Annotated in this window: 22 protein-coding genes and 1 tRNA gene; 9 read left to right on the top strand and 14 right to left on the bottom strand. The window is 62.5% G+C overall.

From position 1 onward, the window contains the following. Positions 1-22 precede the first annotated feature (22 nt). Positions 23-391 carry a response regulator gene (locus tag ASC80_RS15290; RefSeq protein WP_056299097.1) on the top strand — a complete coding sequence of 123 codons (369 nt, stop codon included), beginning with the start codon at positions 23-25 and terminating at the stop codon, positions 389-391. A gap of 85 nt (positions 392-476) precedes the next feature. On the opposite strand, the gene galU is transcribed toward ASC80_RS15290, so the two are convergent. Beyond that, positions 477-1,349, bottom strand: a complete 873-nt coding sequence (gene galU / locus ASC80_RS15285; RefSeq protein ID WP_056299095.1) for a UTP--glucose-1-phosphate uridylyltransferase GalU — start codon at positions 1,347-1,349, stop codon at positions 477-479. Between the two features lie 351 nt (positions 1,350-1,700). Here galU and ASC80_RS15280 point away from each other — a divergent pair, with 351 nt between their 5' ends. The 3 genes from ASC80_RS15280 (at position 1,701) to ASC80_RS15270 (ending at position 5,495) form a co-directional block, all read left to right on the top strand. Beyond that, on the top strand, positions 1,701-3,122 hold the full coding sequence (locus tag ASC80_RS15280) for a lytic murein transglycosylase (RefSeq protein WP_056299092.1): 1,422 nt from the start codon (positions 1,701-1,703) through the stop codon (positions 3,120-3,122). Between the two features lie 147 nt (positions 3,123-3,269). Continuing rightward, positions 3,270-4,910 carry an SGNH/GDSL hydrolase family protein gene (locus ASC80_RS15275; protein ID WP_082512628.1) on the top strand — a complete coding sequence of 547 codons (1,641 nt, stop codon included), beginning with the start codon at positions 3,270-3,272 and terminating at the stop codon, positions 4,908-4,910. Positions 4,911-5,108: 198 nt separating this feature from the next. Continuing rightward, positions 5,109-5,495 carry a DUF1236 domain-containing protein gene (locus tag ASC80_RS15270; protein ID WP_056300781.1) on the top strand — a complete coding sequence of 129 codons (387 nt, stop codon included), beginning with the start codon at positions 5,109-5,111 and terminating at the stop codon, positions 5,493-5,495. Positions 5,496-5,792: 297 nt separating this feature from the next. Here the strand turns inward: ASC80_RS15270 and ASC80_RS15265 are convergent, their stop codons facing one another. Both ASC80_RS15265 and gltB read right to left on the bottom strand, forming a co-directional pair. Beyond that, positions 5,793-7,250: a glutamate synthase subunit beta gene (locus ASC80_RS15265; RefSeq protein ID WP_056299089.1), complete on the bottom strand. Its 1,458-nt coding sequence runs from the start codon at positions 7,248-7,250 to the stop codon at positions 5,793-5,795. A gap of 99 nt (positions 7,251-7,349) precedes the next feature. Beyond that, complete coding sequence (gene gltB / locus ASC80_RS15260; protein ID WP_056299085.1) at positions 7,350-12,056, bottom strand: glutamate synthase large subunit; 4,707 nt, start codon at positions 12,054-12,056, stop codon at positions 7,350-7,352. Between the two features lie 453 nt (positions 12,057-12,509). Between gltB and ASC80_RS15255 the strand changes: the two genes are divergently transcribed. Beyond that, positions 12,510-13,400 (top strand): PepSY domain-containing protein, encoded by an 891-nt coding sequence (locus ASC80_RS15255; RefSeq protein ID WP_056299083.1) that lies wholly within the window; start codon positions 12,510-12,512, stop codon positions 13,398-13,400. Positions 13,401-13,690: 290 nt separating this feature from the next. On the opposite strand, the gene ASC80_RS15250 is transcribed toward ASC80_RS15255, so the two are convergent. After that, positions 13,691-14,158 carry an Hsp20 family protein gene (locus ASC80_RS15250; protein WP_056299079.1) on the bottom strand — a complete coding sequence of 156 codons (468 nt, stop codon included), beginning with the start codon at positions 14,156-14,158 and terminating at the stop codon, positions 13,691-13,693. Between the two features lie 179 nt (positions 14,159-14,337). Beyond that, a complete protein-coding gene (locus ASC80_RS15245; RefSeq protein WP_056299076.1) occupies positions 14,338-14,517 on the bottom strand; it encodes a hypothetical protein in 180 nt (59 codons plus the stop codon). Here ASC80_RS15245 and ASC80_RS15240 point away from each other — a divergent pair. Beyond that, complete coding sequence (locus ASC80_RS15240; protein WP_056299073.1) at positions 14,516-15,463, top strand: alpha/beta fold hydrolase; 948 nt, start codon at positions 14,516-14,518, stop codon at positions 15,461-15,463. The two genes, ASC80_RS15245 and ASC80_RS15240, sit on opposite strands and share 2 nt — an antisense overlap. A gap of 11 nt (positions 15,464-15,474) precedes the next feature. Here the strand turns inward: ASC80_RS15240 and ASC80_RS15235 are convergent, their stop codons facing one another. Further along, positions 15,475-16,227 carry a sulfite exporter TauE/SafE family protein gene (locus ASC80_RS15235; protein ID WP_056299072.1) on the bottom strand — a complete coding sequence of 251 codons (753 nt, stop codon included), beginning with the start codon at positions 16,225-16,227 and terminating at the stop codon, positions 15,475-15,477. Between the two features lie 88 nt (positions 16,228-16,315). Between ASC80_RS15235 and ASC80_RS15230 the strand changes: the two genes are divergently transcribed. Then, entirely contained in the window at positions 16,316-17,209 is an 894-nt protein-coding gene (locus tag ASC80_RS15230; RefSeq protein ID WP_056300778.1) for a LysR family transcriptional regulator, read from the top strand. A gap of 8 nt (positions 17,210-17,217) precedes the next feature. On the opposite strand, the gene hisN is transcribed toward ASC80_RS15230, so the two are convergent. From hisN to ASC80_RS15220, 3 genes are all read right to left on the bottom strand, one after another. Further along, positions 17,218-18,000 (bottom strand): histidinol-phosphatase, encoded by a 783-nt coding sequence (hisN, locus tag ASC80_RS15225; protein WP_056299069.1) that lies wholly within the window; start codon positions 17,998-18,000, stop codon positions 17,218-17,220. Further along, positions 17,997-18,266: a hypothetical protein gene (locus tag ASC80_RS24260; protein ID WP_156464433.1), complete on the bottom strand. Its 270-nt coding sequence runs from the start codon at positions 18,264-18,266 to the stop codon at positions 17,997-17,999. Before ASC80_RS24260 ends, hisN begins: the two co-directional genes overlap by 4 nt. A gap of 301 nt (positions 18,267-18,567) precedes the next feature. Next, positions 18,568-19,455, bottom strand: a complete 888-nt coding sequence (locus tag ASC80_RS15220) for an N-formylglutamate amidohydrolase (RefSeq protein ID WP_056299066.1) — start codon at positions 19,453-19,455, stop codon at positions 18,568-18,570. 199 nt (positions 19,456-19,654) lie between these two features. On the opposite strand from ASC80_RS15220, the gene cpdR reads away from it, so the two are divergent. Both cpdR and ASC80_RS15210 read left to right on the top strand, forming a co-directional pair. After that, on the top strand, positions 19,655-20,017 hold the full coding sequence (cpdR, locus tag ASC80_RS15215; RefSeq protein ID WP_056299065.1) for a cell cycle two-component system response regulator CpdR: 363 nt from the start codon (positions 19,655-19,657) through the stop codon (positions 20,015-20,017). Between the two features lie 92 nt (positions 20,018-20,109). After that, positions 20,110-20,184: transfer RNA gene (locus tag ASC80_RS15210), tRNA-Val, on the top strand. A 239-nt stretch (positions 20,185-20,423) separates the two neighbouring features. On the opposite strand, the gene ASC80_RS15205 is transcribed toward ASC80_RS15210, so the two are convergent. The 5 genes from ASC80_RS15205 to ASC80_RS15185 form a co-directional block, all read right to left on the bottom strand. Then, positions 20,424-22,037: a recombinase family protein gene (locus tag ASC80_RS15205; protein WP_056299064.1), complete on the bottom strand. Its 1,614-nt coding sequence runs from the start codon at positions 22,035-22,037 to the stop codon at positions 20,424-20,426. Continuing rightward, positions 22,034-22,552, bottom strand: a complete 519-nt coding sequence (locus tag ASC80_RS15200) for a DUF2924 domain-containing protein (protein ID WP_056299061.1) — start codon at positions 22,550-22,552, stop codon at positions 22,034-22,036. Before ASC80_RS15200 ends, ASC80_RS15205 begins: the two co-directional genes overlap by 4 nt. A gap of 4 nt (positions 22,553-22,556) precedes the next feature. Next, complete coding sequence (locus ASC80_RS23195; RefSeq protein ID WP_082512627.1) at positions 22,557-22,874, bottom strand: DUF3489 domain-containing protein; 318 nt, start codon at positions 22,872-22,874, stop codon at positions 22,557-22,559. 561 nt (positions 22,875-23,435) lie between these two features. Beyond that, the gene (locus ASC80_RS15190) at positions 23,436-24,194 is read right to left on the bottom strand and encodes an AIPR family protein (protein WP_082512626.1); all 759 of its coding nucleotides are present in this window, start codon (positions 24,192-24,194) and stop codon (positions 23,436-23,438) included. Further along, positions 24,158-24,949 carry an APC family permease gene (locus ASC80_RS15185; RefSeq protein ID WP_244487295.1) on the bottom strand — a complete coding sequence of 264 codons (792 nt, stop codon included), beginning with the start codon at positions 24,947-24,949 and terminating at the stop codon, positions 24,158-24,160. Before ASC80_RS15185 ends, ASC80_RS15190 begins: the two co-directional genes overlap by 37 nt. Positions 24,950-25,433: the final 484 nt, after the last annotated feature.

Below are 25,433 nucleotides of genomic sequence, written 5' to 3'. Positions count from 1 at the left end.
CAAAACAACAACGGAGGTTCCGATGGGACAGGCTCTCACTCCGACCGCCCTTGTCGTCGAGGATGACCTGATGCAGCGCGCGCTGGTCAGCATGCTGCTTGAGGAAAGCGACATGCGCGTGGTTCAGTGCGAAAGCGCGGAGGCGGCGCTCGCTGTGCTCGATCAGATCGGCTCGCGTCTTGCGATGATCTTCACCGATGTTGAACTCGCCGGCGACATGGACGGCATCGAGTTCGCGCATCAGGCGCGCGAGCGCTTTCCCGAATTGCGTATCGTTGTGACGTCGGGCGCGCCGCGCGTGCGCCGCCTGCCGGATGGCACCAAGTTCATGGCCAAGCCGTGGGTGCCGCTCGACGTGCTGCGCGAGGCGCAGCACGCGCTGAGGCATTGAGCGTTTCTCACTTCCCCTCTCCCCTCGTGGGAGGGGGTGGTTTCGAGCGTAGCGAGAGACCGGGTGAGGGGGCTTTTTACGGCTCTCAAATATATTTCTTCATTTCCGTCAGCAGATCGCTGCGCAGATCCTCGCGGTCCATCGCATAGGCGATGTTGGCGGCCAAGAATCCCGACTTCGAGCCGCAGTCGTAGCTCTTGCCCTTGAACTTGAAGCCGTAGAACGGCTGCGTCCGGGCGAGGCCGAGCATGGCGTCGGTGAGCTGGATTTCGCCGCCGGCGCCGCGCTCCTGCGTTTCCAGCACGTTGAAGATTTCCGGCTGCAGAATGTAGCGCCCGGTGATCGAGAGGTTCGACGGCGCCACTTCCTTCTTCGGCTTTTCGACCATGCCGTTGAGTTCGAACAGGTCGCCCCTGGTCTTGCCGACGCCGACCACGCCGTACATGTGGACCTGGTCCATCGGCACTTCTTCCACCGCGACGATGTTCGCCTTGTCGGCGCCCGCCGCATTGGCGGCGTCGATCATCTGCTTCAGGCCGCTCGGCTTGTTCTTCACCAGCACGTCCGGCAGCAGCACCGCGAACGGCTCGTCGCCGACGATGTCGCGCGCGCACCACACCGCGTGGCCGAGCCCGAGCGGCGCCTGCTGGCGGGTGAACGATGTCGCGCCCGCTTCCGGCTGGTCGCGTTCGAGGATGTCCATTTCCTTGAGCTTGTTGCGCTCCTTCAGCGTGTCTTCCAGCTCATAGGGGCGGTCGAAGTGATCCTCGATCACGCCCTTGTTGCGGCCGGTGACGAACACCAGGTGCTCGATCCCGGCTTCCAGCGCTTCGTCGACCACATGCTGGATCAGCGGGCGGTCGACCACGGTGAGCATCTCCTTCGGCATCGCCTTGGTGGCGGGCAGGAAGCGGGTGCCGAGACCGGCGACGGGGAACACAGCTTTGCGGATTTTCATGTGGCTCTTTGGATTGGTGAATCTTGGACTGGTGGGGTCAAAGGCAGGCGGCTATTAAATTTCGGGAACGGCAATGGTTCCCTCGTATCCTGTTTGCAGCCGGGAACAAAGGCGGATGTATGATCGTGGTTTGCGAGGTTTGATCTGTCATGGCCGGACTTGTTCCGGCCATCCCGCTCAGGGAGGCATGGTGCCCGCCTTATCGGGATCGCCGGGACAAGCCCGGCGATGACAACAAATGTAGATGCCTGCGCCATTCGGTCGCCAAAAAAAGCCTGCCTGTTAAGCTGATCGAAACCCTAAATGGGCCTCCTAACCGTCGGGGTTTTGTTGCGTATCGGGTGGGTTCTCATGCGTGTTTCGGAGATGATCGGCGGCCGGTTCAGCCGCGCTGCTGCGGTGACCATGTTGGGCGCGAGCGCGCTGTCGGTTTCGGCCTGCGCGCAGGGTTCATCCGGCGGCGGCCCGGTGATGTCGTCGCGTGCCGAATACACCGGCACGATCTCGTCAGCACCGCCGGCGACCCGCCCCGCGCCCGCGCCGAAACGGCGGGTGGCGCAGCTCGGCGCCGCGCCCGCCAAAGAATGGAGCGGCGAGGACGGCGCGTCCGGCCATCCGCTGATGACGGCGCAGGCGATCCGCGCCTCGGCCAACGATTTCGGCAATTGCGTCGCGCGGATGTGGCCCGCCGCCGCGCATCGCGGCGTTACCGAGGCAAACTTCCGCCGCTTCACGTCCGGCCTCACGCCCGACCTGAAGATCATGGACTTCATCGACGCCCAGCCCGAATTCACCAAGTCGGTGTGGGATTATCTTGATGTGCTGGTGAACGACACCCGCATCGCCAAGGGTCGCGAGGTGCTGGCGAAGTACAAGCCGCAGTTCGATGCGGTCGAGCGCGCCTATGGCGTCGATCGTCACATCATCGCGTCGATCTGGGGTATCGAGTCGAATTATTCGACGCAGGGCGGCGACCGTCCGGTGCTGCGCTCGACCGCGACGCTCGCCTGCGTCGGCCGACGCCAGAAATACTTCAAGGATGAATTTCTCGCAGCGCTGGAGATCCTCAATCGCGGCGATCTGACGCCGGATGAGATGGTCGGCTCGTGGGCCGGCGCGTTCGGCCCGACCCAGTTCATGCCGACGGCGTTCAAGCGCTATGCGGTCGATTTCGACGGCGACGGCCGCCGCGACGCGGTCGGCAATGTCGCCGACCTGATCGCCTCGACCGCCAACAAGCTCAAGAAGGATGGCTGGCAGCCGGGCGAAACCTGGGGCTACGAGGTCGCGGTGCCGCAGGGCTTCAACTACATGCTGGCGGATCGCGCCAAGACCTACTCGCTGGCGCAGTGGCAGCATCTCGGCGTGCGGCGTCCGGACGGCAAGGCGTTTCCGCGCCCGAGCGACAAGGCGTTCCTGCTTGCGCCCGCGGGGGCCGACGGTCCGGGTTTCCTGATGCTGGCGAATTTCCGCGCCATCCTGCGCTACAATCCGGCGGAGTCGTATGCGCTCGCCATCGGTCATTTCGCCGATCGTCTGCGCGGCGGCGCGCCGTTCGTGCAGGCGTGGCCGCGGCAGGAGCGAGTGCTGTCCCGCGCCGAGCGGCTCGAGTTGCAGCAGTTGCTGGCGCGGCGCGGCTTCTATCGTGGCGATGCGGACGGCCGGCTTGGCGGCGAGACTCGCAAGGCGCTGCGCTCGTTCCAGGCTTCGATCGGCGCTCCGGCGGACGGTTTCGCCTCGTCGGGCGCGCTGGAGCAGTTGCGCGGGCGGTGAGCGTACAAGCTTCCGATTTTCGCGGATTTTGACCTCGGCCGCCCTTGACGGCGGCGAGGCGAAACCTGCTTATGGCGCGCGATTTGCCCCTTTCGGGCCTGAATCTGTTATTATTTTACCTCGGTAATTCCACCGACCGTGACCCGCATGCGCAGCCGCAGCCCCTTGCGACGTATCCTGACCGAAACCGGCCCGTTGATCGCGCTGGCCGTCGCCGGCATGATGACGTGCGGCATCGTCGCTCCCGCGTCGGCGCAGTTCTTCCTGTTCGGTGGTCCACCCCAGCAGCGGCCGCTGCGCGGCCCGCCACCCGAGCGGCGCGGTTTCTTCTCGCCGTTCGGTGACATGTTTCCCGGCCGCGCACCGCCGGAGCGCGAAGCGCAGCGCCCGACCGACTATTCGCACGCGCCGTCGCCGGCCAAACGCGAACAGCCGGCCGAGCGCAACGTGCTGGTGCTCGGCGACTCGATGGCCGACTGGCTGGCCTATGGTCTTGAAGATGCGCTCTCGGAAACGCCTGAGCTTGGCGTGATCCGCAAACACAAGACTGTCTCGGGTCTCATCAAGTATCAGCCGAAGGGCGAGCCGTCGGACTGGATCGGCGCCGCCAAAGACATTCTCGCTCATGAAAAGCCCGATGTGATCGTCGTGATGCTCGGCCTGCATGATCGCACCGCGATCCGCGAGGCCGAGAAGAAGAACGACAAGGCCGACAAGAAGGGCGCGAAGAAGGACGGCAAGAAAGAGACGAAGGGGGACGCGAAAGACGGCAAGCCCGCTGACGGTGCGACCGCAAAGGCCGACGAGAAGGCTGACGGCGCCGGCACCGCGGACCAATCGGCCGCTCCGGCGCCCGCCGAGGATCCGGATTTGCAGATCGCCGCGCCCGAGAAAACGCGCCGTGCTCCGGACGGCATCGCCGATTTTCGCGATGACCGCTGGGTCGAACTTTATGCGAAGAAGATCGAGGAGATGGTCGCGGTCCTCAAGGCCAAGAACGTGCCGGTCCTGTGGGTCGGCCTGCCGGCGATCCGCGGCACGAAGTCGACCTCCGACATGCTGTTCCTCGACTCGCTGTATCGCGATGTCGCGGGCAAGACCGGCATCACCTATGTCGATGTCTGGGCTGGCTTCGTTGACGACAACGGCCGCTTCCTGACCCAGGGCCCGGACTTCGAGGGCCAGATCCGCCGCCTGCGTTCGGCCGATGGCGTATTCTTCACCAAGGCCGGCGCGCGCAAGCTCGCGCACTATGTCGAGCGTGAAATCCGCCGCGTGCTGTCGGCGCGCCTGTCTCCGATGGCGATGCCGACCGACGAGCCGCCCGCCGACACCAAGCCGGGCGTCGCCGGTCCGCGTCCGCTTTACGGGCCGGTGATGCCGCTGGTGGCATCCTCGGTTCGCTCGGACGAATTGCTCGGCGGCAACGGCACACGACCGGCCGCAGTCGATGCGCTGGCTGCACGCACGATGGTCAAGGGCGAGGCGCTCGATCCGCCTGCGGGACGCGCCGACGATTTCGCATGGCCGCGCCGCGATGTCGGCAAGCAGGAAGCGCCGGCCGGCGATCCGACCGTCGTCAGCCTGAAGCCTGAGGAGCCGGCCGACGCCGCGCCGAAGGTAAAGCGAAAGATGCCGGCAAGCTCGGGCTTCATCGAGGCCGAAGACCGGCCGCGCCAGTTGCAGCGTCCGCAGCAGCGCGGTGGTCGGTTCTATGACGAATCCGCTCCGCGCCCGCCGACCTTCGCGGGACCGGGCTCGTTTTTCCGGAGTCTGTTCGGACAGTAGGCCGGCTGATCGCATTGCCGCGGATAAACTGATCATCGGCGATCGGGCGCCTCTTCTGCCGTCAAAATCGCGCCGCATGACCGGCATCAATGTGACGCGCGGAACCAGCATGGGTTGATTTCCGTCGGTTCGCGGACAATTGCCGGAACGCGGCCGCGCCTGCACCGTTATTCCTCCGTTGATCGATTGGAGGATGACATGAAAATTCGTACAGCGATGATGACTGCGATCCTTGTTCTGGCGCCGGGCCTTGCCTTTGCGCAGAGCACGACCGCGACAGGCGCGGCCAACGGCGCAGCCTCCGGCGGTGCGGTGGCCGGTCCGGTGGGCGCCGCCGTCGGCGGCACCGTGGGCGCTGCGGTTGGTGCGGCGGTGGAAATCCCGAACGCGGTTCTCAACTCCGTGCGCTCCGAGCCGGGTCCGTCGGTGGTGGTCCGCGAGGAAGTGGCGGTCGGCCGCCCGCTGCCGCAATCCGTCCGGCTGCGGCCGATCCAGCGCTATCCGGAATATCGCTACGCCGTCGTCAACGATCGTCATGTGATCGTTGAGCCGCGCACCCGGCGTGTGATCAAGATCGTCGAGTAACGTCGGTTCGTGAATGACCGACACGAAGAAGCCCCGTCGATTGTTCGGCGGGGCTTTTTCTTTTTTGAGAGTGAAAGTCCGAACATTCTCGATGTCATCACCGGCCTTGTGCCGGTGATCCCGCTTAGGCTGGCATTGGTGTTTCCCAAAGCGAGTTGGCCGGGACATAGGCGAGCGGGAGCGAAGCCGTTCTTCGAACGGCCATGACAATGTGCATGCCAATGAAGATGTAAATCTGAATCAAAAAAGCCGGGCAACAGCCCGGCCTTCATGAATGAACGACGATATGCGCGTTGACTATCGCGGCAGGGTGGTCGCGCCCATCAGATGCTGGTCGATCGAGGCAGCGCACTGCCGGCCTTCGCGGATCGCCCACACCACCAGCGACTGTCCACGGCGCATGTCGCCCGAGGTGAACACCTTCGGCACCGAGGTCTGATAGTTCACCGTGCTGGCGCGGACATTGCCGCGCGGGTCGAGATCGACGCCGAGCGTCTTGAGCAGGCCTTCATGCATCGGATGGACGAAGCCCATCGCCAGCAGCACCAGTTCGGCCTTGAGTTCGAATTCGGTGCCGGGGATCGGCTGGAACCTGGCATCGACCTGCGTGCATTGCAGACCGGTGACCTTGCCGTCCTTGCCTTCGAATTTTTGGGTCAGCACCGCGTATTCACGCTTCGCGCCTTCGGCCTGGCTCGACGAGATGCGCATGCGCAGCGGCCAGTTCGGCCAGGTCAGCATCTTGTCTTCGTGCTCGGGCGGCTGCGGCATGATTTCGAGCTGCGTCACCGAGGTCGCGCCCTGGCGGATCGAGGTGCCGATGCAGTCGGAGCCTGTGTCGCCGCCTCCGATCACGACGACGTCCTTGCCGCCGGCGAGAATCTCGCGGACGCCGTTCAGCGGTTCGTTGCCGACGCGGCGGTTCTGCTGCGGCAGGAAATCCATCGCGAAATGGATGCCGTCGAATTCGCGGCCGGGGATCGGCAGGTCGCGCGGCGCTTCAGCGCCGCCGGTCAGCGCCACGGCGTCATAGGCCTTGAGCAGGTCCTGCGGATCGACGGCATTCGCCGCCTTGCCGCCGATCGGGATGTTGTAGTGGAAGGTCACGCCCTCGGCTTCCATCTGCTTGACGCGGCGGTCGATGATGCCCTTCTCCATCTTGAAGTCGGGGATGCCGTAGCGCAGTAGGCCGCCGGCCTTCGCGTTTTTCTCGAAGACGTGGACGTCGTGACCGGCGCGCGCGAGCTGCTGCGCGCAGGCAAGACCCGCCGGACCGGAGCCGACCACGGCAACCTTCTTGCCGGTTTTCTCGGTCGCGGTTTGCGGCGGCAGCCAGCCATTGTCCCAGGCGCGGTCGACGATCGCGCATTCGATGGTCTTGATGGTCACCGGGGTGTCGGTGATGTTCAGCGTGCACGAGGCTTCGCACGGCGCCGGGCAGATGCGGCCGGTGAATTCCGGGAAGTTGTTGGTCGAGTGCAGGTTGCGCGACGCTTCTTCCCAGTTGCCGTTATAAACCAGGTCGTTGAAGTCAGGGATTTGATTGTTGACCGGACAGCCGGGTGTGCCGGGCTCCACCGAGCCGGTGCCGTGACAATAGGGGATGCCGCAGTTCATGCAGCGCGCCGCCTGATCGCGCGTTTCCTTCTCGGTGAGCGGGATCACGAACTCCTTGAAGTTCTTCACGCGCTCGGCGACCGGCTCGTACTTGCGGTCGTGACGTTCGATCTCGAGAAAACCGGTAATCTTGCCCATTAAACCAAAAGCCCCTGAACGACGCGACCTTGCTACGACGCCTCCTCGCCTTGAGGAGGTGGTAATTCCGCAGCCGCCCGAGCGGCTGCAACGATTGTGTTATGCGCCGATGGCGATCTGCGGCTCGGAGGCGAGCTGCGATTTCAGTTCCTTCAGCGCGCGGCGGTACTCGACCGGCATCACCTTGCGGAACTTCGGCAGATAGGTTTTCCAGTTCGCCAGAATGTCGACGGCGCGCCGCGAGCCCGTCAGCTTGGCGTGACGCGAGATCAGCACGTGGAGCCGTTCGACATCCTCGCCGAGCAGGTTGGCGAACACGTCGACGCGGCCATGCGCTTCGAGGTCGCCGGTCTGGTGATAGGCCTCGGCGTTGATCATCTCCTCGGAGAGGATCGGTTCGAGGTCGACCATCGCCATGTTGCAGCGCTTGGAGAACGTGCCGTCCTCGTCGAGCACATAGGCGACGCCGCCGGACATGCCGGCCGCGAAGTTGCGCCCGGTCTTGCCGAGCACGACGACGATGCCGCCGGTCATGTATTCGCAGCAATGATCGCCGGCGCCTTCGACCACGGCGATGGCGCCGGAGTTGCGCACCGCGAACCGCTCGCCGGCGACGCCCTGCAGATAGGCTTCGCCGTCGATGGCGCCGTACAGCACGGTGTTGCCGACGATGATCGATTCCTCAGGCACGATGCCTGAGTTGGCCGGCGGCCGGACGATGATGCGTCCGCCCGACAGGCCCTTGCCGACATAGTCGTTGCCTTCGCCTTCGAGGTCGAAGGTGACGCCGCGCGCGAGCCAGGCGCCGAATGCCTGACCGGCGGTGCCCTTGAGGCTGACATGGATGGTGTCGAGCGGCAGGCCGGTATGGCCGTAGGTCTTGGCCACCGCGCCGGACAGCATCGCGCCGGCGCTGCGGTCGGTGTTGTGGATCTTCGCCTCGATCTTGACCGGCGCGCCGCGGTCGAGCGCGGCCTGCGCCTGCGCGATCAGGGTACGGTCGAGGACCTTCTCGAGATGATGATTTTGCGGCTCGGAATGATAGATTTTCTGGCCCGGCTGCGCCTGCTGCTTGAAGAACAGCTTGGAGAAGTCGAGGCCCTTGGCCTTCCAGTGCGCGATGAGGCGGCTCTGGTCGAGCATCTGGCTCTGGCCGATCATTTCGTTGAAGGTGCGATAGCCGAGCGTGGCCATGATCTCGCGCACTTCCTCGGCGACGAAGAAGAAGAAGTTGATGACGTGCTCGGGCTGGCCGACGAAGCGCTTGCGCAGCACCGGGTCCTGCGTCGCGACGCCGACCGGGCAGGTGTTGAGGTGGCACTTGCGCATCATGATGCAACCGGCCGCGATCAGCGGCGCGGTGGCGAAGCCGAACTCGTCGGCACCGAGCAGCGCGCCGATCACGACGTCGCGTCCGGTGCGGAAGCCGCCGTCGACCTGAACGACGATACGGCTGCGCAGGCGTTCGCGAACGAGGGTCTGGTGGGTTTCGGCGATGCCGACTTCCCACGGCGAGCCCGCATGCTTGATCGAGGTCAGCGGCGAAGCGCCGGTGCCGCCTTCGAAGCCGGAGATCGTCACGTGGTCGGCGCGCGCCTTGGCGACACCGGCGGCGACGGTGCCGACGCCGATTTCGGACACGAGCTTGACCGAGACCTGACCGTCCGGGTTGACGTTCTTCAGGTCGTAGATGAGCTGCGCGAGATCCTCGATCGAATAGATGTCGTGGTGCGGCGGCGGCGAGATCAGGCCGACGCCCGGAGTCGAGTGACGCACCTTGGCGATGGTCGCGTCGACCTTGTGGCCGGGCAACTGGCCGCCTTCGCCGGGCTTCGCGCCCTGCGCCATCTTGATCTGCATCATGTCGGAATTGACGAGGTATTCCGTCGTCACGCCGAAGCGGCCCGATGCGACCTGCTTGATCGCCGAGCGCATCGAATCGCCGTTCGGCAGCGGCTTGAAGCGATCGGATTCCTCGCCGCCTTCGCCGGTGTTCGACTTGCCGCCGATCCGGTTCATCGCGACTGCAAGCGTGGTGTGCGCCTCGCGCGAGATCGAACCGAACGACATCGCGCCGGTGGCGAAGCGCTTGACGATGTCCTTGGCCGGCTCGACTTCATCGAGCGGGACCGGCTTGCGCTTCTCGTCCTCAGCGGTGCGCAGGCGGAACATGCCGCGCAGCGTCAGCAGCCGTTCGGCCTGTTCGTTCAGCGTCTTGGCGAATGCGCGGTAGCGCTCCTGCGAATTGCCGCGCACGGCGTGCTGCAGGTTGGCGACCGACTCGGCGGTCCACGCATGATCTTCGCCGCGGGTGCGGAAGGCATATTCGCCGCCGACATCGAGCGCATTCTTGTAGATCGGTGCATCGCCGAAAGCGTCGTTGTGGCGGCGCACGGCTTCCTCGGCGATCTCGGCCAAGCCGACGCCTTCGATCCGCGTGTGGGTGCCGGCGAAATACTTGGCGACGAAATCGGCCTTCAGGCCGATGGCGTCGAAGATCTGAGCGCCGCAATAGGACTGGTAGGTCGAGATGCCCATCTTGGACATCACCTTGAGCAGGCCCTTGCCGATCGACTTGATGTAACGTTTGACGATTTCCTTGTCGTCGAGCGCCGTCGGCAGCTTGTCCTTCATCGCGATGATGGATTCGAACGCGAGATAGGGATTGATCGCTTCGGCGCCGTAGCCCGCGAGGCAGGCGAAGTGATGGACTTCGCGCGGCTCGCCGGATTCGACCACGAGGCCGACCGAGGTGCGCAGGCCGGTGCGGATCAGGTGATGATGCACGGCGGCGCAGGCGAGCAGCGACGGGATCGGAATCCGGTCGGTGCCGGCCATGCGGTCCGATAGGATGATAATGTTGTCGCCGTCGCGCACCGCGGCTTCAGCACGCGCGCACAGCTCGTCGAGCACCTGATCCATGCCTGTCGCGCCGAGTCCGGCGTGGAAGGTGGTGTCGAGGGTGCGCGAGCGGAAATGATTGTCGGCCACGTCGGAGATCGAACGGATCTTCTCGAGGTCGCCATCGGTCAGGATCGGCTGGCGGACTTCGAGGCGCTTGGTCTTCGACAGGCCTTCGAGATCGAACAGGTTCGGGCGCGGGCCGATGATCGACACTAGGCTCATCACCAGTTCCTCGCGGATCGGATCGATCGGCGGGTTGGTGACCTGCGCAAAGTTCTGCTTGAAGTAGGTGAACAGCGGCTTCGGCTTGTCCGACAGCGCCGACAGCGGCGTGTCGGTGCCCATCGAGCCCATCGCTTCCTCGCCGGTGGACGCCATCGGCGTCATCAGGATGGTGAGGTCTTCCTGGGTGTAGCCGAACGCCTGCTGGCGATCGAGCAGCGAGAGATTCGAACGCGCGCTCTTGGCGGTCGCGTCCTTCATCTCCTCGAGGACGATCTGGGTGTTGTGGAGCCATTCGCGATAGGGATTGCTCTTGGCGAGCTCCGCCTTGATCTCGTCGTCGGGAATGAGGCGGCCCTGTTCGAGATCGACCAGCAGCATCTTGCCCGGTTGCAGGCGCCACTTGGTGATGATCTGGTCTTCGGGAATTTCGAGCACGCCCATCTCGGACGCCATCAGGATGCGATCATCCTTGGTGACGAGATAGCGCGCCGGACGCAGGCCGTTGCGGTCGAGCGTCGCGCCGATCTGGCGGCCGTCGGTGAACGCCAGCGCGGCGGGGCCGTCCCACGGCTCCATCAGGGCGGCGTGATATTCGTAGAACGAGCGGCGTTCTTCATCCATCAGCGGATTGCCGGCCCACGCTTCCGGGACAAGCATCATCATCGCATGCGCGAGCGAGTAGCCGCCCTGCACCAGGAATTCGAGCGCGTTGTCGAAGCAGGCGGTGTCCGACTGGCCTTCGTAGGAAATCGGCCATAGCCGGCTGATGTCCTTGCCGAACAGTTCGGACTGCACCGAGGCCTGACGCGCCGCCATCCAGTTGACGTTGCCGCGCAGCGTGTTGATTTCGCCGTTGTGGGCGAGCATCCGGTAGGGATGCGCCAGCGACCAGGTCGGGAAGGTGTTGGTCGAGAAACGCTGATGCACCAGCGCCAGCGCGCTCGAGAAATCGTCTTCGCTGAGATCGGGATAATACTTGCCGAGCTGGTCGGCGAGGAACATGCCCTTGTAGACGATGGTGCGGCACGACAGCGACACCGGATAATAGCCGGACAGGCCGCGTTCGCGGCGCAGGTAGATCGCGTTCGAGATCGACTTGCGCAGGATGTAGAGCTTCCGCTCGAAATCGTCTTCGGTCTTGATCGCGCTGCCGCGGCCGATGAACACCTGCATGATGGTGGGTTCGGTCGGCTTGACGGTTTCGCCGAGCGAGGAGTTGTCGGTCGGCACGTCGCGCCAGCCGAGCAGCTTCAGGCCCTCGGCCTTGATCTGGTCGGCGATGATGCTCTTGATCACCTTCCGCCAGGCGGTGTCGCGCGGCATGAACAGCGCGCCGACAGCGTACTCGCCGGGCTTCGGCAGCGTGAAGCCAAGACCCTTGGCCTGACGCGAAAAAAATGCGTGCGGAATCTGCACGAGGATGCCGGCACCGTCGCCGGCGCGGGGATCGGCGCCGACGGCGCCACGATGTTCGAGATTGCAGAGGATTTTCAGCGCATCGGAGACGATCTGATGCGACTTGCGGCCCTTGATGTCGGCGATGAAGCCGACGCCGCAAGAGTCTTTTTCGAGCGACAAGTCATAAAGGCCTTCGGCTGGCGGACGCCACGTGTGTTCGTGGGCTGAAACCAGCCCATGCCCATCGAATTTCTCGCGCTCCAGATCTGACTCGCTCATCAAAATTGTCCCTCGAACCCAGAAAAAGGCCTCATCGGGCCTTTTTGGCACACCTTGGGCGGTCGCGGTCCGCTCAGGCTATCGCCTGCCTGGGAACCCCTCGCCAAAGACGAGCCTCATTTAGAAGATGCAGCCTCGTAGCTGCCATTTCCGGCCAGCCAACAGCCTGCGAGTGCCCAGCGTCCAGATGCCGTACCTGGTTTCCCCGGGAAAATTGGGACAATATTACTGTCCTATCCCGCAGATTGCCAAACTTTTTTCTATCACACAAGCGCGTGAGAGTCCCCGGCACGATGAGCTCCCAAGCATGGACCAATGCCCTAATTCAACGCGCCGATTGCGGCCAAATCGCCGCCAAGCGGCCCAAGCTCCGCCGAATTCGGAAACGACGTTGCGACGGGGGCCGGACGCGCCCGCGATGGACGGTTGCGGGCGTTACAGGAGCAGAATGCGATGACGCTGTTTGGCACGAAATGGGTGTGGAGAACTGGGCTCGCTGCGGCCGGGCTGTTCGCGGGAGTGGCCGTTCAGGCGCAGGTCGCGATCGCCGCCGACGAGATCGTCGGGCCTGCCTACGAAGAGGAAATCTACGCCGATCCCCCGCCCGCCGTGGTTTACCGCGAGGAGGAGAGCTATCCGGTTCCGGTTCGCCGCCCGCCGCCGGTTGATGTGGCGGTGCTGCCGCCGCGCGAAGTATTGGCGGTGGTCCGTGAACGGGGCTTCGAGCCGACCGGTGCGCTGCGTCGGCGTGGCTGGGTCTATTCGGTTTCAGTGCTCGATCCGAATGGCGAGGATGGCCGTGCCGTGGTCGATGCCCGCACCGGGCGGTTCATGCGCTTCGTCCCGGCCTATGCGATGGGCCCGCGAATGAGCCATGAGATCGGGGTGCGTTACGGGCGTTTCGGGCAGCCGATCGAGGACTTGCGTTATGCGCCGCGCCCGCCGGCCGGCGTACCCCATGGCGCGTGGCGTGGCGCGATGCCGCGTCTTGCGAGCCGTCCGCCATCCGCAGTGCCGCTGCCGCGTCCGCGCCATGCCGCGAAACCCGCCGCGACAAAGGTGGTCGACAAGCCGCCGGTCGATCAGGCAACGCCGGACAAGGAGATTGCCGGCAAGCCGGCCATCGATCGCACCGTGCCCGAGACCACCGCGGCCGGAAGCGCGACGGTGACGAAGCCTGCCGAGACGGCGCCGACGCAAACGTCCGCAGCGGTTGAATCGAAAACCGTCGGTGCGGCGCAGGGATCGGTGAAACCGGCTGACGTGACGTCTGCTGTCTCCAGACCTGCGACTGTCGAACTCAAGCCGACGCAGGACATGCCGCCGGTGCAGCCGCTGGATTGAGTAGGCTATTGAGTGGGCTAAAGAGGAAATCGTTTTTGTTGTCATGCCCGGCCTTGTGCCGGGCATCTCGCTTAGGCGGGCACAGTGGTGGCCTGCGCCCTGTCCCGCTGGGGCGAGGGCTGGGTGAGGGGCCTGTGGCCATCGCTGTGCTTTGCCCCTCACCCGGCTCGCGATGCTCGCCGACCTCTCCCCGTAAACGGGGAGATGTGAAGGCGAAGCGTTGGAAAAAAAGCGCCCCGGAAACCGGGGCGCTAAGTCTTGGGAGAAGTGTTTCGATCGAGTGACGCGGATCAGGCCGCGGCTTTCTCAACCTGATTTTGAAGCGCCGGCGCACTGGTGCCGATCGGGATGTTGCGCGGCTTCTTGGCTTCCGGAATCTCGCGGACGAGATCGACGTGAAGCAGACCGTTCTCAAGCGAGGCGCTCTTCACCTGCACGAAATCGGCAAGCTGGAACTGACGCTCGAACGCGCGCGAGGCGATGCCGCGATAGAGAACCTCGGATTTCCCGGCGCTGTTCTCATTGGCGACTTTCTCGCCCTTGATGGTGAGGGTGTTTTCCTTGGCGACGATCGAGATCTCGTTCTGCGAGAATCCCGAAACCGCGACGCTGATACGGAAAGCGTTCTCGCCCGTGCGCTCGATGTTGTAGGGCGGATAGCCCGTCGCGCTCTCGCCGGGAGCCTGGTCCAGCAGCGAAAACAGCCGGTCGAAACCGACGGTGGAGCGATAGAACGGGGTGAGATCGAAAGTACGCATGGCTTAGTCCTCCTGTTGAGCGACCAGCACGTTTCCCGCTGCGGCAAACCGCATCGTCGGCAGAAAACGCGCTACTCTTTACAAAGAGCAGACAACCCGCCGGATCTGGCCGGGTTTTCGTTCTGCGTGCAGCCTTAACTGGCCTGCACGAAACTGATATGGGAGCCGTACCGTCGGCTTCAAGAGGTTCTGTTTTCTTCGCTAAGCGGAAAATTCGTCATGGCCGGGCTTGACCCGGCCATCCACGTCTTGGCTTGTTGAATCCAGCGCCGTTGAAGAAAGGCGTGGATACCCGGCGCAAGGCCGGGCATGACGAAAATCGATTGATTTAATCTGTCGGCAACTATCGCGGTTTCCATGACCCTCGTTTCCATTCCCGCAAATCCGGTGCCTGACGACGTCGTCTCGGGCACGATCAAGACCCGCGACGGGGCCGACCTGCGCTTCGCGCGCTGGGCGCCGCCTACGGGGCGCAAGGGCACGGTGTGCGTATTCACCGGGCGCGGAGAATCGATCGAGAAATATTTCGAGACGGTGCGAGACCTGCGCGACCGCGGCTTCGCGGTGGCGATGATCGACTGGCGCGGGCAGGGCCATTCGTCGCGTCGTTTGAGCGATCCCCGCAAGGGCTACGTCCGCGATTTCGCGGATTTCGAGAAAGACGTCGCCGCCTTCGTCGAGCAGATCGTGATGCCGGATTGCCCGCCGCCGTATTACGCGCTGGCCCATTCGATGGGCGGCGCGGTGATGCTGCGCATCGCGCGCTCCGGCAAGCGCTGGTTCGACCGCGTCGTGCTGTCGGCGCCGATGATCGATCTGCCGGGCTACGCCACCAAACTGCCGACGCGTATTCTGGTCCGGGTGCTGCGCTATGCCGGCATGGGCGGCAACTACGTGCCGGGCGGCAGCGGCGAACTCACGGGAACCGCGCCGTTCGACGGCAATCCCCTGACCTCCGATCCGGTCCGCTACGCGCGCAATGCCGCCATCCTCGAGGAGGACCCCTCGCTCGGCCTCGCGTCGCCGACGGTGGCGTGGGCCGACAGCGCATTCAAAACCATGGTCGGCTTTCGCGCCTCGGACTACCCGGCAAAAATCCGCCAGCCGATCCTGATGATCGCGGCCAGCGCCGACACCATCGTCTCGACGCCGGCGATCGAGGAGTTCGCCTACCATCTGCGCGCCGGTTCGCATCTGGTGATCGCCGGCGCGCGGCACGAAATCCTGCAGGAGCAGGACCGTTATCGCGCGCAGTTCTGGGCGGCGTTCGATGCCTTCGTGCCCGGTACGCCCGCGTTCGGGTGAACGTTTAGCGGTTACCCGTACAGCCTCACCAGCATCTCGCCGGCGAGATAAATGCCCAGCACCATCATCGCGATCAGGAACCAGCGCCGGAAGGATTCGGCGTCCATGCGCGAGCGCACCAACTGGCCGAGATACATGCCGGCAAACGCGGCGATCATCGCGATCGTGGTCGGGATGGCGATCGACATGTTCATCAGTCCGGCGCCGTTCAGATTGTAGGCCAGCATCACCGTCCCGGTGGTGAAGAACACGCCGAGCGCCTGGATCAGTTCGTCTTTCTCCATGCCGATCGCCTGCAGGAAGGGCATCGAGGGAATGGTTTGCACACCGGTCGCGGCGGCGACCACTCCGGTCAGCAGGCCGACAATGCCGCCGAGCCAAGTCTCGTTGCGGCGTGCGACGCTGAAGTGGGTCCTGGACAGGCCGACGATCGCATAGATCACCAGCAGCAGGCCGAGAACGATGGTGGTGTAAGGGGCATAAGGCCCGGTCATCAGGCCGCTTGCGGACCAGATGCCGAGGCAGGTGCCGATCAGCAGCGGCCACAGCCGGCGCAGGATGTCGCGCAGATAGGGACCGGCAAACGTCTGGTAGAGGTTGGTGATGACCGAGGGCAGGATCACGATCGCCAGCGCATGAGCGGGCGCCATACGGGTCGCGAGCAGGCCCATCGCGACCGTCGGCAGGCCCATGCCGATGGTGCCTTTGACGAAGCCGGCGAGCAGAAAGACGGCGGCGATAATGAAGAGAATCGGTTCGAGCATCGGCGCACATTGACCGAGCGGGCCTCCGGGCACAATCTGGAGGTTACGGAGATAGCCTTCGGATTTTACGAAGCGAGGAACAGTGCCGGTGCGGTTCGATCTGATCGATTTGCAGGTGTTTGTCGCGGTGGCCGATGCGCGGAGCATCACCGGCGGCGCGGCACGGTCGAACCTGGCGCTGGCGTCGGTGAGCGAGCGGATCCGGCGGCTGGAGGAGGTGGCCGGCGTATCGCTACTCAACCGCGGCCGTCGCGGCGTGACCCTGACGGCGGCGGGCGACACGTTGCTCGATCATGCCCGTATCGTGCTCCATCAACTGGCGACGATGCAGGGCGAACTCGCCGTTTACGCGCGCGGACTGAAAGCGCGCATCCATATGCTGGCCAATACCTCGGGAGCAGCCGAGCATCTGCCGAAGGCACTCGCGGCCTTCCTCGGCAAGCATCCCGATATCAGCGTCGATGTCGAGGAGCGGGAAAGCTCCGTGATTGCCGAGGCGCTCGCCTCCGGTCTCGCTGACATCGGCATCGCGATCGAGGCGGCGCTTCCCGACAGTCTCGCGCATTTTCCGTTTTGCGAAGATCACCTGGTGCTGGTGACGCCGCCGCGCGACGAACTTGCCCGCGCCCGGCAGGTCGCGTTTCGCGATGTGGCGCACCGCGAGTTCGTCGGCCTGTCCGATGATAGCGCATTGCAGATCCATATCGCGGCTCATGCGGCGCGGCTCGGAGTGCGGCTGCAAATGCGCGCGCGGCTGCGGAATTTCGATGCGATCTGCCAGATGGTGGAGGAGGGCGTCGGGGTCGCGGTGATTCCGGAAGCCGCCGCGCTGCGTTGCCTCCGCTCGATGAAGATCAGGACGGTGCGGATCGGCGATGCCTGGGCCACCCGCCGGCTGGCGATTTGCATCGGCAAGCATGACGCCTTGCCGCGCCCGGTCCGGCAACTGGTCGAGCATCTGAAAGCAAATGCGATGATTTGAGGGGCCGCTTAGCCCGCCAGAATTTTCAGCGCCGCCTCATGGGTGCGCCTGTCGCCGGCGGCGACGATGCGTCCGCCGTGTTGCGCCGGTTTGCCGTCCCAGGTGGTGACGATGCCGCCGGCGCCGGCGATGATCGGCACCAGAGCGGCGATGTCGTAAGGCTTCAGCTCAGTCTCGATGATCAGGTCGAGATGCCCGGCCGCCAGCATGCAATAGGCGTAACAGTCGCCGCCATAGCGCGACAGCCGCACCTTGTCCTCGACGCGCTCGAAGATAGCGCGATCATCGGGCTTCATCAGTTTCGGGCTGGTGGTGAACAGCGTTGCGTCCGCCAGCGCCGCGCAGCGCCGCACCGACAGTTTCCGTTTGCCCGACGCGCCCTGATAGGTGGCGGAGCCGTTGTCGCCCGAAAAGCGCTCGCCGATATAGGGCTGGTGCATCATGCCGAACACCGGTGCGCCGTTGTGCATCAGCGCGATCAGCGTGCCCCAGATCGGCATCCCGGCGATGAAGGATTTGGTGCCGTCGATCGGATCGAGCACCCAGACATACTCGGCGTCTTCGCGTTCGGAGCCGAACTCCTCACCAACGATACCGTGCTGGGGAAAGTTCTGCTTGATCATTCGCCGCATCACCGCCTCGGCGGCGCGGTCGGCTTCGGTCACAGGGTCGAGGTCGTGGCTGGCATTCTTGTTCTCGACGCTCAGCGAGGTGCGGAAGAACGGCAGGATGGTCTCGCCCGCCGCGGTCGCCAGACGTCCAATGAAGGCTGTGAAATCGATGACCGTCACGGCGTCTCCTTGTCAGCGCGGAAAGCAGAGCGGCCGGCTGTTCTCAATGGCCGTATAAGAATACGAAGCGGCGGGCAATCCATGGTGTTTGCAGCCTGCACATCCGCGGCGGGCGGATCGGGAATTGCGTTCATTTCTTGACCAGTAGAATCATCCTTTGAGAGTCTCGAATTGCTGAAAATATGAAAGATATGAATTTGAAATTCATTCTTTCGCGATTGGCAATGCGATTCTGTGGTATCCAGACGACCTTGGATCGCAATCAAGCTATTGTTTCATCAGCGGTATTTTAAGGCCGTGTCGCAGTTGCCCGCCAAATCGGCCATGCGTTTGATGCATGGCAAAAACACCGATATTCCTTGCCTTTGGTGCGTTGCGGCTGCATATTGTTGCGGTGCGATAGCGCTTTGCGCTGTTGCTGCCCTCCTTGGGCGTTTCCTCCCTAGACTTGGGCCACTTGCCAACGCAAGTGGCCCTTTTTTCTTGTCCGCATCATCCGCAGTGCACCACGCGCGAAGCAATCGCACGCATGGCTCGCGATGAAAGGATCATTGCGATACGCGCGGATTATTCCGCCGCGGCCTGGAAGGGACCGAAGTTCTCCAGCGGGACAGCTATCAGCACCTCCGCCAATACAGCGAAATCGGCCGATACCTTTTCGAACCGCTCACTGCGTGCGCGCCGCCGCTCGTCCATATAGATCGCGCGATTGAGTTCGATCTGGATGGTGTGCAGCCCGCTGGCCGGGTTACCGTAATGTTCGGTGATGAAGCCGCCGGCATAAGGTTTGTTGCGGCCGATCGAATAGCCAAGATTGGCGAACGTTTCTTCGACCACGTCGGGCAGCACCGTCGCGCAACTCGTGCCGTAGCGATCGCCGATCACGACATCAGGGCGTCTCGGTTCGTCGCGCGAGACGCCGACCGACGGCATCGAATGGCAGTCGACCAGCACGACCGAGCCGAATGCCTGGTGTGCCTTGCCGATCAGGCGGCGCAGGGCGCGGTGATAAGGCTTGTACAGGGTGTCGATCCGCCTCAACGCATCCTCGACATCGAGGCGCTCGCGATAGATCTCCTGGCCGTCGCCGACCACGCGCGGAATCGTGCCGAGGCCACCGGCGACCCGCATCGAGCGGGTATTGGCGAAGCTCGGCAGCCGGCCATTGAACATGCGCGGATCAAGCTCGTAGGGCTCGCGGTTGACGTCGACATAGGAGCGCGGGAAGTTGACTCGCACCACCGGAAAGCCGCGTGCGGCAAGGTGCGCGATCATCTCGTCCATGAAGGAATCTTCGGACCGCTGCAGCGCCGCGATGTCGATTCGCGAAGCGCTGAGGAATTCGCGCGGGTAGACCGAGCCGGAATGGGGGGAATTGAAGATGATCGGCGCGCGCCAGACCGCCGGCTCAACAATCTCGAAAGGCGGAGACAATTCGTCGTCAAAATCAGCCATCGTGTCTCTTTACCTTCGGGCCCGTCTCGTTGTGGCAACATCTTCCGGCGAGAAAAGGGCCGCCGCTCGCGAAGATATCATTGTTATTCAATCTCCCCGGCGTGCCAATAAGAACCCGGCTTTCACCCCAAATTTACCAGATCTCTGGCACAACTTGAGTCAATTGCTTCCTCAGAACCGGATTTGATGACCGTCTGCCATGCAACATAAAATTCTGCTCGCCGAAGACGACAACGACATGCGCCGCTTTCTGGTCAAGGCGCTGGAAAACGCCGGTTTTGAGGTGTCGTCCTATGACAACGGCCTTTCAGCCTATCAGAGGTTGCGCGAGGAACCGTTTGAAATGCTTCTAACCGACATCGTGATGCCGGAAATGGACGGGATCGAACTCGCTCGCCGGGCCTCGGAACTGGACCCCGATATCAAGATCATGTTCATCACCGGGTTCGCCGCGGTGGCGCTGAATTCCGACTCGGAAGCGCCGAAAAACGCCAAGGTGCTGTCCAAGCCGGTCCATTTGCGGGAATTGGTCAGCGAAGTGAACAAAATGCTGGCCGCCTGAGCGGGCGGGCCAGCATAAAACAGGCGTTCAGCGTCCTTGCCTGGGCTCGTTTGAGCCGATATAGGGACGCTTCCCGATACGACTGGTTGACCGGGCGCGTAGCTCAGCGGGAGAGCACTACCTTGACATGGTAGGGGTCACAGGTTCGATCCCTGTCGCGCCCACCACCCTATCTTGCTGACCCTATCATTTTGAAAACTCTCGCGTTTGTGCCCCGGAATGGGGGCTTTTTTGATTCCGCGCGGGTCTCTGTTGGGGTCTCTGGGGCGACAAGGCCATTTTTCCCCGCCCGTCTCTGCATCCAAAAATTCCGTTCCCGGCGCCCCGCGGGCAAACGACCGAGTTCGGGCCAGCAGTCGGAATTTGAGACGTCAGATTGGTCAACGGCGGGTGCCGAGGCTGGGGACTATTGTGGGTTCAATCCGAGGGCTTCGAACTGGCGGCTCCATTCTGGCGGAGCATCGCGAAGCCGTTCCACGCCGATGCCGCGGGGGAGGCGTCCTTCGACGGCGGCGCGAACAAGGTCTGGCGCAAGAAAGGCCAGGGAGATGGTCATGTTGACCTGACGCGAACTGCAGTTCTCGCGAGCAGCGATTTCTTCGACGTCAGTGACCAAGCCAGAGACAATCTCGTCTAGCCAGCGTCGACCCCGAGCGATCGCGGCGACAAGGCGCGCGCGACGTTCGGCGCGTTCCGGACGCACGGCAGCGCGAGATGCGCCGTGCGGCAGCAGAATCTGCCGAGATCTTTTGGACGGAGGCTTGTGCCAAGGGATCGAGATCACGTGACCATCGTTCGCGTTCGCCTCCTCTTCGTTTGATTTTACCTGGATGAGTAGTCGATCTTTATGCACGGCGATGCGCGCGACATGCTCCAGGATGATGCTGCGATCTACTGCTGGCGTGATGGCGGAGCTTGGCTTTCCTTTTTGAGCCATCAGATGCTCGCTGATTGATTTGACGATGATGTCTTCAATGTCCGCTGCCGGAACGCGAGAGACCGAGCCGACGGATGCGGTTTTCGACACCCCGTGAAGATGCGGCAGCGAGACGTAGTACCGGTAGCGGATACCGGCCTTGGTGGCGTGGGTCGGCACCATGCGATGGCCGACCTCATCGAACAGCAATCCCGTCAACAGATGATCACTGGCGTTGCGGATTTTAGAGCGCGTGGACCAATGATCGGTCAGCTTTTGCTGAACCGCATCGAACAACGCGCGATCCATGATCGCAGGCTGTTCTCCCGGCAGGATGTCGCCCTTGTATTTGACTTCGCCAATGTAGAACCGATTACGCAACAGATAGAACAGAGTCCCGCGACCAAACGGGATGCCGCCTCTAATTGCGCCGGTTGCGAGTAACTTCGTCTTGGTCCGCATGTCCTTCGCCTTGAGATCTCGGGCCAGCGCATTGACCCCAGAGAGATCGAGATAGCGGTTGAAGATCAGTCGGACCTGCTCAGCTTCCTCTTCGATTACGACGATCTTGCCATCCTTGAGGTCATAGCCGAGGGGCAACGGACCCCCGACCCAGAGGCCCTTGCGTTTGGAGGCCGCGATCTTGTCGCGAATGCGCTCGGAAGTGACTTCCCGCTCGAACTGAGCAAAGGAAAGCAGCACATTGAGCGTTAACCGTCCCATCGAGGTCGTGGTATTGAACTGCTGGGTGACCGAGACAAAGGAAACGCCATGGGCGTCGAACAGCTCGACCAGCTTGGCGAAGTCCGCCAATGATCTCGTCAGCCGATCAACCTTGTAGACGACGATGACATCGATCTTCCGGACCCGGATGTCGTTCAGCAGCCGTTGCAGGTCGGGGCGGTCGGTCGAGCCCCCGGAGTAACCGCCGTCGTCATAACGTGACCGGATTTGGGTCCAGCCGGCATGTGCCTGACTCTTGATATACGCTGACGCCGCATCGTATTGCGCGTCCAGCGAATTGAACTCTTGGTCCAGCCCGTTCTCAGTCGAGACCCGGGTATAGATGGCGCAGCGGACCGCTTTGGTCGAAGCAGCGGTCATGATCGCGCCTCCGCGATCGATGCCTCATCCTTCGGTTTCTTGTCCCTTAAGCCAAAGAAGCGCGGACCGTTCCATTTGGTGCCGGTAATGGCGAAGGCGACCTTGGACAGACTGTCGTAGGTCTGACCGTTCCAGGCAAAGCCATCGGCCATCACCATAACGCGCTGCGATCGGCGATCCCACTCCCGGACCAGAACCGTTCCGGGCGTCAGTTCGGTCCGCTTCTGATCAAGGTTCATCAGCCGGATGGAGATTGCTGCGCCGGTCTCGTTCGCAGCTGTTCGATCAAGCATCTGCCTGGTCTCATGATCGAGATCACCGAAACGCTCGGCCTGGAGCTGGTAGGCAAGAATTGCAAACAGCAGGTGCCGCGGCAGATGCGCGGGTGCCGACTTCTGAAACACGCTTTGCCATCGCGCGCGCAATCCGTTGAGATCGAGACCGCGCAAATGCGCGATCTCATCCTCAAGGGAAATCTTGCTCGTGGCACCACTGTTGCGATGCTTCCGTCGCATCGCATCAGGCCGCCTGCCTGATGCGATAGGCGCGGCCCCTGTCCGTCTGCTCCGAAACAAGATTTAAACCGAGCTTTTTGCGAACGACGCCGGCAAGAAACCCACGCACCGAATGTTGCTGCCATTCCGTTGCCGCCATGATTTCGGCGATCGTTGTGCCTGCAGGTGTTCGCAGCGCCGCAATGATTCGGGCGTGCTTAGTCTCGGGTTGTGCTGCTAGCTTCGAGGAGGAAGGTGCTGGTCGCGTGCGCGACTTTGGATTCTTGGTCACTCTCGATGTCGGGCGAGCGGCAACCTTGGCCTTTGACTTTCGTTTGGTCATTGAATCCTCTGAAGTTGGACGACGTTATCGTCGCACCACCTCAGCCCCGCTCGGGCGAACAACCGGCAGGGCAGGATCCTGAAGCGCGCGTTCAAACCGCCCCGGTCGCTACAGCAATGCTCCGATCAGACACGAAGGCCAGTCATTTCTGAGCAAGAAAGTTGCTCAAATTCCGGAATAGTCGCGGTTAGAAATCAAGGCCAGCTTTCCTTAGGCGGCAGCGACGTTTTGATATCGTTGAGCCATGTCTCGGTGCGCAAGCTGCGCAATCACGAATAACGGTCTACGAACGTCTGCTTCTGACCCAACGGGGGCTTTTTAGCACGCGGCGGTGAATGACAGCTTTGCGCCCCAACTCGGTCGTTCAGCTTGGGCGAGGGCTAGCCTGGAACCTGTCGTTCGTTCATCTTGCGTGCAGTAGCGTTGACGAGCTGATTTTGACCGTTTCGCGCGCCGGCACCATTGCGCTGTGAGTTCGGACTGGAGGTGGGTTGCGGACAGTCTGCTTCTAAGGCTCAACCTACATTTTTGAAGAAGGGCGCGCCTGAAAACGCTCCCCCATTACCAGCCAGCAAAGCTCTCGGCCTTGCCACGGGCGACGTCCTTTTCATAGGACTTGAGCAGAAGAGACGAGAGCTCTTCCACCTGCTTGGGGCTTTTCAAGTCAGCCTTGTAATCAAACGCTGGACCTTTTTCTTGGACCTCGTAGTTCAGATCGATAACCAGCGTACCTACGATGTCGGCGCACTTTCTTAGGAACTCCGTTTCCCGTTCTTGAGGGAGCGTGCTCGGATCCCGCATAACATCCCGGGGCCCCTCAGAGCTACGAAGTATTTTCGAGAGTAACGAGGCGAGGAAATACTTCGTGAGCGCGTAATGGGCCAATGGCCTAACTTCAATGCCGTCCAGTTTCTTCTCAATTAGCCACATGATTCGCATAATGAAGATGACCCTGGCCGCGTCCACTTCTTTGCGACCAAAAATATCGGCGTATTTGTCGTCGAAAACCTTGTAGATCTGGTGGCATGACCACGGTTCAAGAAGGTCAATCGCCAACATAGCCCGTCCAGCCGCCTCATTGCTGATGGTTATCCGATTTGCCGGGGCCACCTCACCGCGCTTGATCTCGAAGAAGAACTCGTTTGATTTCTGATTCATCTCCGACTGCAGGCGAGTCATTACAGCGTGGTTCGAACGCAAGTCCCTAGGTTTGATAGCGTTTTGGTTATTGCTGTATTCGGTGATCTTCCTCGCCAAAGCGTCATTTTGCAGCGCGATGACCCTTACAAGCACCCGCAAATCGTCGGTGAGTTTATCCACACCACAAGCGCGTAGATTAGCGCGGTCAAACCGAGGGTCAGGAACAGCGCGCGGGGCAGGGTTCGGCTTGGTTCCTTGATCTCTTCGGCAACGTTGACCAGATGTTCGAAGCCGATGAAAGCAAAGACTGCGATAAGCGCCGTTCCGGCTATTCCGATCCAAGCCGTCGAATCAGCGGAAGAAGGCCAGATTTCAGGAAGGCGTGTGACAACGTCGGTTCCGTGAGTGAGGCCGGCAATAATGATCAGCACGAGACCGCCCACTTCGACGAGCGTCATGATCGCGGCGAACGTGATCGACTGAACCGTTGCGAGATATGCCACGACCCCCATCGCAAGTACTACCCCGGAAATTATCCACGGCGCGGGGATGGGCAGAAAAACCGCAACATAGCCCGCGCTACCGACGCTGATCGTTGCGGCTGAGACTATCGCCGTCGCGACCACGAGAAGCCCGACGCCGAGACTGAGCCAATCAAGCCGGAACGCTGCCTGCACGTAGGCCGCCTCGCTGGCACTCACCGGCATACGCGTTCCCAATTCGGCAAACGATGCCGCACTGAAAGCCATGACGAGTGCCGCACCCATGAAGGCAAGCGGCGCTTGCATGCCGCTGCGCTCCGCGGCAAGACCGACGAGGACGTAGATGCCGGCGCCGATGGTTACGCCAAGCCCATAAAGTACCGCGTGTGCCAACGTGAGTGAGCGAACAAGGCGCTGCGACGCCTCCTGAGTCGCCAAAGGCTGGACAGACATTCAACGTTCTCCTTGCCCAGTCCAGCCAGGCTGCCTCATAGAAGGTAGCCGCTCAAGTATGCCATAGTCCGGGGCAAGACGTCGAATACCGACGCAAATTGTATCCGTTCCGCGGCGCCGAGAGCCGCCAAGCGGTGCCGACCGGCAGATAGCGACGGCGTCTTTCCACAACATTCTTATCCGCGAGAGCATTTGATTCGCGTCAAGGAACTCATCTTATGAGACAACTCTTGGACGGGCCGCAGCCGCGAGAAATACGGCGTGAAATGATCGTCGCGGCTGCTAAGAGGCGGTTGCCCAGCCTCATGCGACCTATCCTCGGCTTGCGCCGCACTTACCTGCCGCTGCTGATAATCTACTTTGCCTACGGCGCCCTCGGTATCATCTGTCCGTCGTCAGATAATTTGAGACTGATCAGGTATTTCGAGAAGGGAGGCTCTGGCTCATCAGGGGTTAGAGTTTAAGCGGCCTGCAGTCGGTGCTG

Source organism: Afipia sp. Root123D2 (genome assembly GCF_001425835.1).
Lineage (GTDB): Bacteria > Pseudomonadota > Alphaproteobacteria > Rhizobiales > Xanthobacteraceae > Afipia.
The sequence above is the reverse complement of the archived record's forward strand: the minus strand, read 5'-3'. Positions and strand labels throughout refer to the sequence as shown.